General features: G+C 60.8%; 16 protein-coding genes. 4 read left to right on the forward strand and 12 right to left on the reverse strand.

Annotated features, from left to right (window positions below; all coding sequences use genetic code 11):
• Nucleotides 1–30: 30 nt before the first annotated feature.
• From MJP36_RS16040 to MJP36_RS16085, 10 genes are all read right to left on the reverse strand, one after another.
• Entirely contained in the window at nt 31–1,665 is a 1,635-nt protein-coding gene (locus tag MJP36_RS16040) for an ABC-F family ATP-binding cassette domain-containing protein (RefSeq protein WP_244383429.1), read from the reverse strand.
• A 124-nt stretch (nt 1,666–1,789) separates the two neighbouring features.
• Entirely contained in the window at nt 1,790–2,839 is a 1,050-nt protein-coding gene (locus MJP36_RS16045; protein ID WP_060752957.1) for a DNA topoisomerase IB, read from the reverse strand.
• 89 nt (nt 2,840–2,928) lie between these two features.
• Entirely contained in the window at nt 2,929–4,008 is a 1,080-nt protein-coding gene (gene modC, locus MJP36_RS16050; RefSeq protein ID WP_244383430.1) for a molybdenum ABC transporter ATP-binding protein, read from the reverse strand.
• Nucleotides 4,009–4,013: 5 nt separating this feature from the next.
• Nucleotides 4,014–4,694 (reverse strand): molybdate ABC transporter permease subunit, encoded by a 681-nt coding sequence (modB, locus tag MJP36_RS16055; RefSeq protein ID WP_244383431.1) that lies wholly within the window; start codon nt 4,692–4,694, stop codon nt 4,014–4,016.
• A gap of 4 nt (nt 4,695–4,698) precedes the next feature.
• The gene (gene modA, locus MJP36_RS16060) at nt 4,699–5,451 is read right to left on the reverse strand and encodes a molybdate ABC transporter substrate-binding protein (RefSeq protein WP_060752960.1); all 753 of its coding nucleotides are present in this window, start codon (nt 5,449–5,451) and stop codon (nt 4,699–4,701) included.
• A gap of 111 nt (nt 5,452–5,562) precedes the next feature.
• Nucleotides 5,563–6,627, reverse strand: coding sequence for an NAD(P)H-dependent flavin oxidoreductase (locus MJP36_RS16065; protein WP_244383432.1), 1,065 nt, complete (start codon nt 6,625–6,627; stop codon nt 5,563–5,565).
• A gap of 71 nt (nt 6,628–6,698) precedes the next feature.
• On the reverse strand, nt 6,699–7,781 hold the full coding sequence (gene ada, locus MJP36_RS16070; protein WP_244383433.1) for a bifunctional DNA-binding transcriptional regulator/O6-methylguanine-DNA methyltransferase Ada: 1,083 nt from the start codon (nt 7,779–7,781) through the stop codon (nt 6,699–6,701).
• 75 nt (nt 7,782–7,856) lie between these two features.
• Nucleotides 7,857–8,513: a DNA oxidative demethylase AlkB gene (alkB, locus tag MJP36_RS16075; RefSeq protein WP_244383434.1), complete on the reverse strand. Its 657-nt coding sequence runs from the start codon at nt 8,511–8,513 to the stop codon at nt 7,857–7,859.
• Between the two features lie 3 nt (nt 8,514–8,516).
• On the reverse strand, nt 8,517–8,684 hold the full coding sequence (locus MJP36_RS16080) for a hypothetical protein (RefSeq protein WP_199777914.1): 168 nt from the start codon (nt 8,682–8,684) through the stop codon (nt 8,517–8,519).
• A gap of 25 nt (nt 8,685–8,709) precedes the next feature.
• Nucleotides 8,710–9,012 (reverse strand): DUF1883 domain-containing protein, encoded by a 303-nt coding sequence (locus tag MJP36_RS16085; protein WP_003191319.1) that lies wholly within the window; start codon nt 9,010–9,012, stop codon nt 8,710–8,712.
• 212 nt (nt 9,013–9,224) lie between these two features.
• On the opposite strand from MJP36_RS16085, the gene MJP36_RS16090 reads away from it, so the two are divergent.
• From MJP36_RS16090 to MJP36_RS16105, 4 genes are all read left to right on the forward strand, one after another.
• Complete coding sequence (locus MJP36_RS16090; protein ID WP_060752964.1) at nt 9,225–9,575, forward strand: hypothetical protein; 351 nt, start codon at nt 9,225–9,227, stop codon at nt 9,573–9,575.
• Between the two features lie 182 nt (nt 9,576–9,757).
• Complete coding sequence (locus tag MJP36_RS16095; RefSeq protein WP_060752965.1) at nt 9,758–10,648, forward strand: hypothetical protein; 891 nt, start codon at nt 9,758–9,760, stop codon at nt 10,646–10,648.
• A gap of 3 nt (nt 10,649–10,651) precedes the next feature.
• Nucleotides 10,652–12,058 (forward strand): alginate export family protein, encoded by a 1,407-nt coding sequence (locus MJP36_RS16100; protein WP_244383435.1) that lies wholly within the window; start codon nt 10,652–10,654, stop codon nt 12,056–12,058.
• A 140-nt stretch (nt 12,059–12,198) separates the two neighbouring features.
• Nucleotides 12,199–12,429, forward strand: a complete 231-nt coding sequence (locus MJP36_RS16105) for a hypothetical protein (protein WP_060752967.1) — start codon at nt 12,199–12,201, stop codon at nt 12,427–12,429.
• A gap of 9 nt (nt 12,430–12,438) precedes the next feature.
• Here the strand turns inward: MJP36_RS16105 and MJP36_RS16110 are convergent, their stop codons facing one another.
• Nucleotides 12,439–12,720: a hypothetical protein gene (locus tag MJP36_RS16110; RefSeq protein WP_060752968.1), complete on the reverse strand. Its 282-nt coding sequence runs from the start codon at nt 12,718–12,720 to the stop codon at nt 12,439–12,441.
• A 144-nt stretch (nt 12,721–12,864) separates the two neighbouring features.
• Entirely contained in the window at nt 12,865–13,050 is a 186-nt protein-coding gene (locus tag MJP36_RS16115; protein WP_060752969.1) for a hypothetical protein, read from the reverse strand.
• Nucleotides 13,051–13,100 lie beyond the last annotated feature (50 nt).

Genomic DNA, 13,100 nt, shown 5'->3' on the forward strand with positions numbered 1-13,100 from the left:
TAAGAGGCTTTGCGGGATGGCGCAATGACCTCAGACAGATTCCAGTCGCCAGCCCGCCGGATGCCAGTCCAACCGATGGGTCGGCCTGAGCGCCTGTACAAACGCCTCGTCATGCGACACCACCCACATGGCCCCGGTAAAGCCGCGCAGCGCCTGCTCAAAAGCGAGCACCGATTCCAGGTCCAGATGGTTGGTGGGCTCGTCCAGCAACAACAGTTGCGCCGGGATTTCGCGCCACAAGGCAATCGCCATTGCAGCTTTCAACCGCTCGCCGCCACTTAACTGGCCGGTAGGCTGGGTGACGCGCTGCGCATCCAGTTGCAGCAAGGCCAGGCGTGTGCGCAGTTCGGCTTCGGCCAGCGGCGTGTCGAGCAGGTTCAGCTGTTCGACGATGGAGCGTCGGTCGTCCAGTAGCGCCAGATGCTGGTCGATATACGCGTGGGTGACGTGCACGGCACATTCGCCGCCGACCGCCCGCCAGTGCCCCGCAAGCAGTTTGAGCAGGGTGGATTTGCCGCAACCGTTCGGCCCGCGTACCGCCACGCGCACAGGCCCCATCAGGTTCAACGTGACGTAGGTAGAAGACTGCTGCGCATCGAGCCACGGCAATTGGGCCTGTTCGAGCGTCACCACGTGTCGACCATTGGGCAGCCTTGAACCGGGCAGGGCGAGCAGAGTGGGCGTCTCGTCCACGACGCGTTCGTAGGCTTGGCGCACCTGCTGGTCGAGTTGGTGTTTATGCGCGTGGTGGGCGCTGCGTACGGTACTGACGATTTCCGTGGCGGCGCCTTTCCAGCGGGCCTTGGTGAACCGGTCAACGTTGGCGGTTTCTGCGTGTTTGCGCGCGCGGGCGGCATTGCGCTGCAGGCTGTCGTGATCCGTTTGCAGGCGCTTGCGTTCGCGGCTACGTTCAAGCCTGGCGTGCTCCAGGGCTGCAACCGCTGCGTGTTGTTCAGTGTCGCGTTGCTGGCGGTAAGCATCGTAGTTGCCGCCATAGACGCGCATGCCCAGCGGGGAAAGCTCGACGATGCGCCCCAAGGTGTTGAGCAACTGTCGATCATGGCTGACGACGACCAGGCCACCACGCCACTGGCCCAGGATGCGCAGCAGCCAGTCGCGGCCCAGGCTGTCGAGGTGGTTGGTGGGCTCATCCAATACCAGCAAATCCGGAGCGGCCAACAGCGCGCCGATCACTGCGACGCGGGCCAGTTGGCCGCCACTCAGTTGAGCGGCCGGCGTATCGAAGCCCAGCGCTTGCAAGCCCGCCCCATCCAGCGCCGCGCGCAGGCGTTCGGCCAGGTCCCAGCGCTCATCAATCCGCTCGAAGTCATCGGCGCGGGCCTCACCCGATGCCATACGCTCAAGCGCGGCCAAGCCTTCGGCGGTGCGGGTGACCTGGGCGATGCTTTCACCGGGTTGGACGCTCAGGCTCTGCGCGACATAGGCCACACGGGCATTGCCGTCGAGTGTGCCGGAGGAGGGCTGGAGCACACCGGCGATCAGCTTGGCGAGGACACTTTTGCCACGGCCATTACGCCCGACAATCCCGGTCGGCGTGTGATCGATGGACAGGTTGATAGCTTCCAGCAAGGTATCGCCATTGGCGAACTGGAAAGACACGTGTTGCAGGGAAACGAGTACGGGCAGCCGGTTGACGTCAGTCATCAGCACCTCCAAAAAAATGTCGAACAGGCCAACAAGCGCGCCAGGCAGCTCGTTGCAGATACATTTTGGAAGGCTTAGTGGTTCACGTCGGCGGTCATCCCGTAAATCAGAAGGGGGGCAAAGGCTAACCTGCCTTGGCGTTCTTAGGCAAGTCGGCGGCCAATTGCTCTAGAAACATCGCCAGGGCGACCTCTTCCGCTTTCAGGCCCTGGCGCACCCGTGGCTTGGGCAGTTTGGACAGTTCGCCCAGGCTGAAATGCTCCAGTACCGCCGGGTGGATGTAGCACTTGCGGCACACCGCCGGCGTGTTGCCCAACTGCTTGGCCACACTCTTGACCATGGCCACCACATGCCGCTTGGCGTCGGATTCCGGCTGCCATTCCAGGTCACGCAGCACCGCCAACGCAAGGGCGGTGCCGGCCCAGGTGCGATAGTCCTTGGCGGTAAAGTCGGCGCCGGTGAGGCTGTGCAGGTAGGCGTTGACGTCGTGGGAACTGACGGTATGGCGCTCACCGTCTGCATCCAGATACTGAAACAGGTTTTGCCCCGGCAGCTCCATGCAACGCTTGACCACTGTGGCCAGGCGCTTGTCCCTGACACTGACTTGATGCTCGACACCGCTTTTGCCCCGGAACTGGAACTGGATTTCGCTGCCCTTGATGTCCACATGACGGTTACGCAGGGTAGTCAGCCCGTAGGACTTGTTGTCCCGCGCATACTGCGTATTGCCCACGCGGATCAGCGTGGCGTCCAGCAGCATGACCACGGTGGCCAGGACTTTTTCGCGGGTGAAACCGGGTTCGGCGATCTGTGCCTCCAACTGTTTGCGCAGCTTGGGCAGGGCCTTGCCGAACTCTTGCAGCCGAGCGTATTTGTCACTGTCGCGCACTTCGCGCCAGCGGGGGTGATACCGGTATTGCTTGCGGCCACGGGCATCCCGCCCGGTTGCCTGCAAGTGACCACGCGGATCGGCGCAGATCCACACATCGGTATAGGCGGGCGGTACGGCGAGGGCGTTCAGGCGCTTGATTTCATCGGCATCGGTGATGCGCTTGCCCTGCACATCGAAATACTGGAACTTGCCCCGCAGCGTTTTACGGCGGATGCCGGGCTGGCTGTCGTCAACGTAATGCAGGTCGCGGGGTAGATCGGCGGGCAGCGCAGAGTCGGGCATGGTGCAGGTTCCTTGGCAACGGATCAGGCCGGTATGTCTGATTGACCGCGGCCCTGTGCGGTGGTGCCAAAAAGTTGTGCAGAGGCCGCTCAGGCCAATACCGCCACCGCCTTGATCTGTGCCCACAGTGCCTGGCCAGGGTGCAGTTGCAGCTGGTCGCGGGAGAATCGCGTGATGCGCGCCAGCAAGGGCGTACCCCCGGCGTCCAGGCGCACCAGCACATGGGCGCTGTTATCCGCCCCAATCGTCTGGGTGACCGTCACGGGCAAGCGGTTGAGGATACTGCTGTGTTCTTCGGCTTGCAGGCTGAGGCTCACGTCCCGCGCCTGCACCTTGATACGCAGCTGTTTGCCCGGTGCCAGCGGTGCATGGGCGACGCGCATCGACAGCGCGCTGTCGGGCAGTTGCAGGGTGAGCAACTGGTAGTGCGCGTCATACGCGCTGACGGCGCCATTGATGACCACACCGGCGTCATCGCCCAGGGCCATGGGCAAATCGAGTCGTGCCAGGGTTTCACCTATAGGGCCGCTGGCCAGCGCCTTGCCGTCGCTGAGCAGCACCAGGTGGTCAGCCAACCGCGCGACTTCATCCTGGGCGTGGCTGACATAGAGCAGCGGAATCTCCAACTCATCGTGCAGGCGTTCGAGGTACGGCAGGATTTCATTTTTGCGCTGGCTGTCCAGGGCTGCCAGCGGCTCATCCATCAATAACAATTGCGGGCTGGTCAGCAACGCACGGGCGATGCCGATGCGCTGGCGCTCGCCGCCGGACAAGTGCTGCGGGTGACGGTCGAGCAGATGGCCGATACCCAGCAGTTCGGTGGCGTGAGCCATATCCACCCGGCGCAGCGCGCGTGGGATGCGCTTGAGGCCGAACTCCAGGTTGGCGCGCACCGACAAATGCGGGAACAGGCTGGCCTCCTGGAACACATAGCCGATGGCGCGTTTATGCGGTGGCACAAACACGCCCTTGCGGCTGTCTTGCCAGACCTCATCGTTGATTCGGATAAACCCGTCTGCGGCCCGCTCCAGCCCGGCAATGCAGCGCAAACAGGTAGTCTTGCCGGAACCGGAGTGCCCGTACAACGCCGTGACGCCACGGCCAGGCAGATGCAGGTCCACATCCAGGGCAAAAGCCGAATAAGCCAGTTGCAGGCGTACCTCCATCATCGCGATCAGCTCCAGCCCATCTTGGTTTTACGGCTGGAGTAGAGCGCCAGCAATACCAGGAATGCGAAGACCACCATGGCGCCGGCCAGCCAATGGGCCTGGGCGTATTCCATCGCTTCGACGTGGTCGTAGATCTGGACCGAAACCACGCGGGTTTTATCGGGGATATTGCCGCCGATCATCAACACCACGCCAAACTCACCGACGGTGTGCGCAAAACCGAGGATCGAGGCGGTGATAAACCCTGGGCGCGCCAGCGGCAGGATCACCGTGAAGAAGGTGTCCCAAGGGTTGGCCCGCAAGGTCGCGGCGACCTCGAGTGGGCGAGTGCCAATGGCGGAGAACGCGTTTTGCAACGGCTGCACCACGAATGGCATGGAGTAGATCACTGAGCCGAGCACCAGCCCGGCGAAGCTGAAGGTCAGGGCGCCCAGGCCCAGCCATTCGGTGAACTGGCCCACATAGCCGTTCGGACCCAGGGCCAGCAGCAGGTAAAAACCGATCACTGTCGGCGGCAGCACCAACGGCAGCGCCACAACCGCACCAATGGGGCCGCGCCACCAGGATTGGGTGCGCGACAGCCATAGAGCGATCGGAGTGCCGATAATCAGCAGGATCACCGTGGTCAGCGACGCCAGTTTGAGGGTCAACCCGATAGCGGAAAAATCGGCACTCGACAGAGGCATGCAGTTAGAGCTCGTAACCGTAGGACTTGATCACCGCAGCCGCTTTCGCGCCTTTGAGGTATTCGACCAGGGCTTTGGCAGCGGCGCTGTCTTTGCCTTTGTTGAGAATCACCGCATCTTGTTTGATCGGGTCATGCAGGGAGGCCGGAACGATCCACGCCGAACCGCTGGTGACTTTGCCGTCTTTGTAGATCTGCGACAGCGCGACAAAGCCCAGTTCGGCATTGCCGGTCGACACGAACTGGTAGGCCTGGGTGATGTTCTGGCCTTCGACGAGTTTGTCCTTGACCTTGTCGGTCAAGCCTTCCTTGGCCAGCACTTGGGTGGCGGCCAGGCCGTAGGGAGCGGTTTTCGGGTTGGCGATGGACAGGTGCTTGAACGCGTTCTGCTTCAGCACATCGCCGTTGGCGTCCACGTAGCCAGCTTTGGCCGACCACAGGGCCAGGGTGCCGACGGCGTAGGTGAAGCGTGAACCCTTGACGGTGTCGCCTTCGGTTTCGAGTTTTTGCGGGGTGGTATCGTCGGCGCTCAGGAACACCTCGAACGGCGCGCCGTTCTTGATCTGCGTGTAGAACTGGCCGGTGGCGCCATAGGCGGCGACCAGTTTGTGGCCGGTGTCTTTCTCGAAGTCGGCGGCGATCGCCTGGATCGGTGCAGTGAAGTTGGCGGCCACCGCCACTTGCACTTCGTCAGCGTGAGCGGTGCTGAACGCCATGGCGGCGACAAGGGGGGCCAGGCGAGAGGCGCGGATCATCATGAAGCAGCTCCTTGGGTAGTACGGCGAGTCTCAGGTAGAAGGCGTTACCGTTATGTAGGGGAATATATAGCGGTTAGCCATCGCCGGTACAGTGCAAAGTCGCCTCGGGGGTCAGTTCCTCTGGAGTCTGGCCAGCGCCTGCTCGGCCAATTCGCGCGTCAGCGTATAACTGGACATCTCTTTGCCCAGGCGCAATGCCTGGCCGGACCACAGGTTGCTGAAACCCGCTTCATCCTTGGCCTTGAGCGGCATCAAGGCGCCGCCGGCCCTGGGGAATGCCGGAGCCGCCGGGTTGATCGCCCCCAGCTCGCGCATCACCCGGTTGACGATGCCGCGCGCCGGGCGGCCGGTGAACAGGTTGGTCAGCGCCGTTTCACTGGCTTGGGCATTGCGCAGTGCATGGTGATGGGAGGCGCTGACGTTGGCTTCGGGGGTGAACAGGTATGCGGTGCCAATCTGCACCGCCGCAGCGCCAAGCGCGAACGCCGCCACGATACCGCGCGCATCACCAATGCCACCGGCGGCAATCACGGGCACCTTCACGGCGTCGACGATTTGCGGGACCAGGGCCATCAGGCCGATCTGGGTATTGAGGTCGTCACTGAGAAACAAACCGCGGTGCCCACCGGCTTCCACACCCATGGCAATGATCGCATCGCAACCATGTTGTTCCAGCCATATGGCTTCCTCTACCGTGGTGGCCGAAGAAAGTACCTTGGCACCGGTAGCTTTTACGCGGTCAAGCAAGCGCTTTTCCGGCAGGCCGAAGTGGAAGCTGACTACTTCCGGGCGGAACTCTTCGACCACTTCGCAGGCAGCCTCATTGAAAGGGGAGCGATTGGACTCCGGGGTGGGGGCATCGAAGTCGGCGCCCAGCTCACGGTAATAAGGCTCCAGCAACGCCTTCCAGCGGCGGTCACGCGCCTCATCGGCCGCGGGTGGTTGATGGCAGAAGAAATTGACATTGATGGGTCGTACGCCGGCTTGACGAAGCGTGGTCAAGGCTTCGCGCAGTTGTTCCAGACTCAACGCCGCAGCAGGCATCGAGCCCAACGCGCCGGCCTGGCTGGCGGCGATCACCATTGCGGTGGTGGTACCCACGGCCATCGGGGCTTGAATGATGGGCACGTCGATGCCCAGCAGGTCGAGAATGCGCGTGTCTGGCCAGGTGCTCATGGGACGTGTCTCCAGCGTGAGTAAGACGTTGCGCTGTTTTAGCAGGGCCCTTGGCACTCGGCCAGTCTGTTTTATTCACTGGACGTCAGGGGTATTTCATGAAGGGGACGCGCAGCGGTTTCCCGCTCCAGCAACTGCCGCTTGCGCTCCACGCCCCAACGGTAGCCCGACAGCTCGCCGTTGCTGCGGACCACGCGATGGCAAGGGATTGCCACCGCGAGGCTGTTGGCGCCGCAGGCCTGGGCCACCGCACGAAAAGACTTGGGCGCGCCGATGCGTTCGGCAATCTGCGTGTAGCTGGCGGTGGCGCCCACCGGAATTTCGCGCAGCGCCTGCCATACCCGCTCCTGGAACGCAGTGCCGCGCAGGTCCAGCGGCAGATCCAGGCCCACGGCCGGCGCTTCGATGAAGCCCACGACTTGGGCGATCAATTGCTCAAACTCACGATCCGCGCCGACGAGTTCGGCCTTGGGGAACTGGTCCTGCAGATCACGCACCAGCTTGTCCGGATCGTCACCCAATAAAATGGCGCACACCCCTCGCTGGCTCTGCGCTACCAGCACGGCTCCGAGTGCACATTGGCCAACGGCAAAATGGATGGTGCTGTTGGTGCCTCCGGCTTTGAAGTCGCGCGGGGTCATGCCAAGCAGTTGGTCGGCCGCCTCATAGAAGCGGCTGCTGGAGTTGAAGCCGGCGTCGTACAAGGCATCGGTCACCGAGTGCTGGCCTTTCAAACCGTCGCGAACCTTGCGCGAGCGCAACGCGCTGGCGTAGCCCTTGGGCGTCAGGCCGGTGGCCGCCTTGAAGACGCGATGAAAATGGAATGAACTCAACCCGGCCTGGCTGGCGAGCGCTTCCAGGCTGGGGGGTGTTTCGGCCTGTTCGATTTGCCGGCATGCGGCGGCGACGAGTTGCCCATGGTGGGCGGCCAATTGGGTCTGGTCAGCGCAGGCGCGTTTGCTGGGGCGGTAGCCGGCGGCTTCGGCGAGGGCAGGGCTGTCGAAGAATTCGATATTTTCCGGGCGCGGCAGGCGCGAAGCACTGCTGGGGCGGCAGTACACCCCGGTGGTTTTCACGCCGTAGACAAACAGCGTGTCGGCCTTGGCGTCGCGGGCAACAATGGCCGCCCAGCGGGGGTCTTGTTCGTTGTTCATGACCTGCACTCTTGACGATTCACGGGCAGCTTAGCGGCGTAGATCGAGCTCGACACTCTCAAACTTGCGGTCAAATCAGCCGGCGGTGCGAAAGGTCAGGTTGATCCGCTGCGGGCCCATCACCGAGTGCACGCCTTCTTTGATCGGCATCACCCCATGAAAGCGCAAGCGATCGACGCCGCCCCAGACCACCACATCACCGTGGAACAGCGAGACTTTTTGGTGCTTGTCGCCGCGTTCATGGCCGCCGAACAGAAAAATCGCCGGCAGCCCCAGGGACACTGAAACGACGGGGGCGTTGTAACGACGCTCGTTCTTGTCCTGGTGCAAGGACATCTTGGCTCCGGGCACATATCGGTTGATCAGGCACGCGTCGGGTGCGAAGTCGGGGAAGCCGGCCTCCGTTGCTGCCAGGGTGGCCAGTTCGCGCAAGGCATCCGGCATCGCCGGCCACGGGGTTTGGCTGCGCGGGTCGACGGGGCTGTAGCGGTAGCCGCTGCTGTCGGTGGTCCAGCCCAGCTCACCACAACTGCTCAAGGCCGCCGACATGGTAAAGCCGCCGGGCGTTACCATTTTACGAAACGGCGACTGCGCCAATATCCGACGCAGCTCAGGCAGCAGACGCTCAACCCAGGGTAGGGCGTAGCCCCTGAGCACATAGGATTCTGCGCCAATTTGTTCGCGTCCCCTGGGTTGTTGCAGGGCGTCATCGGCGAACAAGTCGGCAGTCATGGCTTACAGCGCCTTGCTCACCGTGATGTCGGTGATGACATCGCCGGCATCATGGATTTTCGCCAGGGCTTGCTTGGCTTCTTCCACGTTGTTGCTGTGCAGTTGCGCGAACTCGAAGCGACGTTCGCCGTTGAGCTTGTACTTGATGACGTATTTGGTCGTGGTGGTCACAGCTTTTTCCTGTCGGTTATCCGGATCAGCTCAGTTTGGAGCTGGTACGACGAACGATGCGAATCTTGTGGGACAGCGCGGGTTTACGGGTCACGCTGATGGCGCGGCGCGTGACCACATCCAGGGTGATGTTCCAGAAGCCGGTGCTGGGCGCGGTGATTTTCGCCGGGAATTTGTCAAACGCACCGCCGTGGTAGGTGTGGCGGCCGCCATTCTTGAAGCTGCGAAAATTGGCGTCGCTCATCAGGCGGATATTGCAAGTCTGCGAGCATTCGATGACGACAATGTCTCCCTCGTTGAGGTGCTCGCGCTGATGAATGAATTTCATGGGGGTCTCCAGAAGGGCTTTTTCTGAAAAATCAGAATGATACGTAGGTTAAGATAGAGTTTATCAGCCCCAGCGCGTTTATTATCGGGCCGTCGTCGACGACTTCGACAATTTAAAACAGTTATTTACCGAGTTTTTAGGGATAAATCCTACTTTGGTGGGAGAAAATTCCTATATCCGCTGTCAGTAGGGTCTTTATCGGAGGTTTAAGTATGAAATGGAGTGTGTTGGTTTTGGCCCTGGCGCTGGGTGGGTGTGCTTCGGTTGCGGATATCAAGCAGACCCCGCCCACCTTGGTCGTCATCTCAGGGAAAAAACCACCGGAATATGCTGCCTGTGTCGTGCGTAAACTCGCAGCCACCCGCCGGCCGCCGCAGATTGAACCGCACAAGGATGGCGTGCAGGTCATTGTGCCGCAGAAATTCTCCTCGGATCCTTCGGCGATCTTCGAGATTGAAGAGCGTTCCAGCGGCAGCAGCATCAAGCTTTATGAAAGCATGTCCAATGTGCCGATCCGCCCAGGCGATATCAAGAAAGCCGGGGAGGATTGCATTTCCGGCTGAGCCGCCGCTTGCTCAAACACTTGAACCCGATAAGAAAAGCCTGGTGCTGCTGTTGCTGCACCAGGCTTTTTTTTGCAGATGAATAAATTTTCATACTACTGCGCACATACGTCCTATCGACGATTGCGGTCGCTTCTTACGCTTGCTGGCGCTGAACCTCCTAAATCGTCAAGGGCATCTTTATGACTCCTTCATTCAAGCAACTTCTTCTGCCGGTCGTCCTCGGGATGGCGGTATCCCTTTCCGCTCAGGCTTCCACCGGCCCTGCGGTCGGAGCCCAGTACGACACCAGCCATGTCTATGTAGCGCCGGGCGATGTGGATCGTTTTGTGAAAAGCTTTGTGGCCACCTTCGGCGGCCAAAGCACCCCCCAGGTCGTGGTAAACGTGCTGCCCGTCCCCAGCAGTACGACTTCACAACTGGTGCAGACACCCGTCGGCACCGTGTCGCTGTTTGGTTTCACCACGCCGGTTCCTTACCCCTTTGGCGCCGAGCGTAACGGCTATCTCGTCAAGGATATGGATGTCGCTCTCGCCGAAGCAAAGAAACACGGCGCGGACGTGATCGTGCACGACTTTCCCGATCCGATCGGTCGCGACGCCGTGGTGCAATGGCCCGGTGGCGTGACGATGCAGCTTTACTGGCATAGCAAGGCACCCAATTACGCTGCGTTTCAGAGCATTCCTGAAAACCGGGTATATCTCTCCGAGCAACGCGCCGATGCCTTTATCAAAAGTTTCACGGGTTTCTCTCATGGCAAAGTCGTGGCGGATGAAAAACATCTCGACGGTGCGGTGGTCGGGGAGCCCGGCAAGACGATCCGCCGCGTAAAGCTTGAATCCGATTTCGGCAAGATGGTGATGTTCGTCACCGACGGGCACCTGCCTTACCCGTACGGCCGTGAAACGACCGGTTATGAGGTGAAGGATCTGGCGGCCACGCTCGCGAAGGCCAAGGACTCCGGTGCCCAACTGTTGATAGAACCCAAGGCGGAGCCTGATCGCCAATCCGCCGTGGTGGAGTTCCCCGGTGGTTACGTTGCTGAAATACACCAGTCGCTCGCGAAGAAGTAACGTATGAACAGCCGTCCTTCGCATAGCGTGTATGCCTGGGTTCTGGCCGTGCTGTGGCCGCTGGGGGTTTCCAGCGGCTACGGCGCCGAGCCGCCTGAACGTCCTGTGCTTAAAACCAACCGTTGGCAGGAGGACTGGTCGGTCCTTCAAAACCCTGCGTTGAGAACTGAGCCGTTAGACGGCCTCAAATACCTGTCGCTGTCGGATACGGACCCGCAGCGTTATTTATCGTTCGGCTTGACGCTGCGGGAGCGGTTTGAACTCAATGACGCCAATGGCTTTGGTATCGGTAACCGCAAGCGTGACTCGTGGTTGATTCAGCGACTGCAGGTGCATGCCGATTTGCATTTGAACGAACATTGGCGTGTGTTTACCGAGTTGGAAGATGCCCGCGCCTTCGATAAGACAACCATCGGCGGGGCAGACCAGAACCGTCTGGATATGCGCTTGGCCTTTGTCGAGTACGTTGACAAGACGCCTGATCACACCTTCAAGGCGCGGGTGGGGCGGCAGGATTTTGCCTTTGACTTGCAGCGCTTTATTTCTTCGCGTGACGGTCCGAACGTCCGGCAGTCGTTTGATGCCGTATGGGCCGACTGGGAGACAAGCGACTGGCGCTTCATTGGCCTGGCCAGCCACCCCGTCCAGTACCTGGATGGCCGCCACTTCGATGACAAGTCCAACGCCGATGTGGCGTTTCATATGCTCCGGGTTGAGCGCCAGCTCGACAACAAGAATGAGCTTTCGGCCTACTACGGGTTGTACGAACAACGCCAGGCAAGTTATCTCGACGCGCAAGGTGACGAGACCCGGCACCTGTTCGATGCCCGCACCGCCGGTACCGAAGGGGCGTACGACTGGGACGTGGAAGCGATGGTTCAAACGGGTACGGTCGGTTCCAAGGACATCCGTGCCTGGGGCGGCGGTAGCCGTTTCGGGTATACCTTGCAGTCTGTGCCCTGGACGCCACGGCTCGGGCTGCAGTTCGATGCCGCTTCCGGTGACCGTCACGCCGGCGATGGCACCCTCGGCACGTTCAATCCTCTGTTCCCGAATGGCTACTACTTCTCGCTGGCCGGTTACACCGGTTATAGCAACCTTATCCACGTCAAGCCGTCTGTAACGATACGGCCGATTTCCGACCTGTCTATCCAGACGGCTGTGGGCATGCTCTGGCGCCAAACGACTGAGGATGCGGTGTACACCCAACCGAATCTGCCGGTAGCTGGAACGGCGGGGCGCGGTGGGCGCTGGACGGGTTACTACGACCAAGTGCGTATGGACTATGCATTCAATCGCAACCTGTCGGGTGCAGTTGAGGCGGTTCATTATGTAGTGGGCGATACGTTGCGCAATGCGGGAGGTGACGACAGCAACTACTTGGGCGTGGAGCTCAAATTCATGTGGTAGCCACACACTTTCCGGCAGTGTCGAACGCGGCAGGCGTGCTGATCGGGCAGGGCATCCGTTAAACTGGCGGGCAATCAACGCAAGAATGCCGCTCAAGCCCTTGGGCCTGCGCGGCATTTGTCTTTTTTGGAAAGCCTGTCATGAAGCGTGAACACGTCAAGGCCCGCTACGCCGAGGGCCAGATTTCGGCTACCCACGTCATCCAGAACCCTGCCGACCTGGGTGAGTGGATTGTGTTCTTCAAGAAAAGCGGGGGGCGCAGTTACTTCCTGGTCGACGAACAGGATGAAGTCGAGTCATTCCCGCGACTGGATGACCTGATCGAGATATTGCGCGGTTTGGGCATCAAGTTCGCCGAAGTTCACCTGTAGTCGCGCCGCTTATTTGCACACGACCACGACGCTGCGGCTTTTGAAGTTGCCCACGTCTTTGCCCAGGGTCTTGTCGCTTTCGTTCAAGGAAGGCGTGCCTTCGGTGCCGACGATGCGGTAACCGGTGCCTGCGCAGGAGGCGTCCGCTTTCTCGTAGCAACTGGCCCAGGAGTTGGCCTCGCCCGAACAATCGATGGTCAAGCCTTGTTCGCCGTTTTTCAGGTAGGTATCGGAGGTGGTCGTACAGCCGGCCAGCGCCAGTACCGCAATCAGTGCCAGGAATTTGTTCATAGTGGGGTCGTCGTCGAGGGTGTTGGAGGAGCGCTGACACTGTCGTGGGGCGTTGGCAGCAGATTATAGCTAACTGCCACCTAGGTACAGACAAACACAAAAAAAGCCCCGTTCAACGGGGCTTTGTGTGCAAGTAGGCGAGGCTTACTTGCCCTTCGGCTTTTTGCTCGACGCGTGACCGGCCTCATCCACAAACACTTCGGCAACCTGGATCGCTTCGCGCTCGGTCGCAAATGTACCGGCGACGCTGTCGCCATGGAAGTTGATCAGGTGCCAGCCGTCTGCTCGCTGGGTGATCAGATAGCCGTTAACGCCTTTTGGTTCTGACATCTATGTCTCTCGTATTCGGGTTCAAGGGCGCCATCATAGCGCCAAATGCT

The sequence above is a fragment of the Pseudomonas palleroniana genome, assembly GCF_022836895.1.
GTDB classification, from domain to species: domain Bacteria; phylum Pseudomonadota; class Gammaproteobacteria; order Pseudomonadales; family Pseudomonadaceae; genus Aquipseudomonas; species Aquipseudomonas palleroniana.

Coding starts and splice junctions, on each gene's coding strand:
- MJP36_RS16110 (WP_060752968.1), bottom strand. CDS start 12,720: ATGAACAAATTCCTGGCACTGATTGCGGTACTGGCGCTGGCCGGCTGT.
- modA (WP_060752960.1), bottom strand. CDS start 5,451: ATGATGATCCGCGCCTCTCGCCTGGCCCCCCTTGTCGCCGCCATGGCG.
- MJP36_RS16105 (WP_060752967.1), top strand. CDS start 12,199: ATGAAGCGTGAACACGTCAAGGCCCGCTACGCCGAGGGCCAGATTTCG.
- ada (WP_244383433.1), bottom strand. CDS start 7,781: ATGAACAACGAACAAGACCCCCGCTGGGCGGCCATTGTTGCCCGCGAC.
- MJP36_RS16040 (WP_244383429.1), bottom strand. CDS start 1,665: ATGACTGACGTCAACCGGCTGCCCGTACTCGTTTCCCTGCAACACGTG.
- MJP36_RS16045 (WP_060752957.1), bottom strand. CDS start 2,839: ATGCCCGACTCTGCGCTGCCCGCCGATCTACCCCGCGACCTGCATTAC.
- modC (WP_244383430.1), bottom strand. CDS start 4,008: ATGATGGAGGTACGCCTGCAACTGGCTTATTCGGCTTTTGCCCTGGAT.
- MJP36_RS16115 (WP_060752969.1), bottom strand. CDS start 13,050: ATGTCAGAACCAAAAGGCGTTAACGGCTATCTGATCACCCAGCGAGCA.
- MJP36_RS16065 (WP_244383432.1), bottom strand. CDS start 6,627: ATGAGCACCTGGCCAGACACGCGCATTCTCGACCTGCTGGGCATCGAC.
- MJP36_RS16085 (WP_003191319.1), bottom strand. CDS start 9,012: ATGAAATTCATTCATCAGCGCGAGCACCTCAACGAGGGAGACATTGTC.
- MJP36_RS16100 (WP_244383435.1), top strand. CDS start 10,652: ATGAACAGCCGTCCTTCGCATAGCGTGTATGCCTGGGTTCTGGCCGTG.
- modB (WP_244383431.1), bottom strand. CDS start 4,694: ATGCCTCTGTCGAGTGCCGATTTTTCCGCTATCGGGTTGACCCTCAAA.
- alkB (WP_244383434.1), bottom strand. CDS start 8,513: ATGACTGCCGACTTGTTCGCCGATGACGCCCTGCAACAACCCAGGGGA.
- MJP36_RS16095 (WP_060752965.1), top strand. CDS start 9,758: ATGACTCCTTCATTCAAGCAACTTCTTCTGCCGGTCGTCCTCGGGATG.
- MJP36_RS16090 (WP_060752964.1), top strand. CDS start 9,225: ATGAAATGGAGTGTGTTGGTTTTGGCCCTGGCGCTGGGTGGGTGTGCT.